This is a genomic window from Priestia sp. SIMBA_032 (assembly GCF_046535215.1).
GTDB lineage: Bacteria > Bacillota > Bacilli > Bacillales > Bacillaceae_H > Priestia > Priestia aryabhattai.
Genome location: NZ_JAWRXD010000719.1, coordinates 1 through 270, shown reverse-complemented (window position 1 = coordinate 270; position 270 = coordinate 1). Strand labels below are relative to the sequence as shown.

The 270-nt window shown below is 55.2% G+C and carries 1 protein-coding gene; it reads left to right on the top strand.

Going from position 1 to position 270, the window contains the following annotated elements:
- On the top strand, positions 1-206 hold a 206-nt coding region (locus SB717_RS36160; protein WP_410907824.1), incomplete at its 5' end, for a hypothetical protein.
- Positions 207-270: the final 64 nt, after the last annotated feature.

Here is a 270-nt window from a genome sequence, read left to right as displayed (position 1 = left end):
GAACTCGACCTCGGGTTCCAGCACACTGTCTGTCTGGTTCAGTGTTGACGTCATGGCGTCTGCCTTCTGCTCATTCCGGATTCGGCGGCTGGCCGCCACACCGGAAGCGATCTAAACCTGTCATTATTTGTACAATGTACGATACTAGACAATGCTGGCTGTGGGACGCAAGTCACTTTTTGTTGAAACCGCCTCGTGCGGATTAGCCGATCTACCTGGGCTGCACCGGTAGCGCCTCGCGATGTGTCAACAACCTCTCGCGAGCAGTAC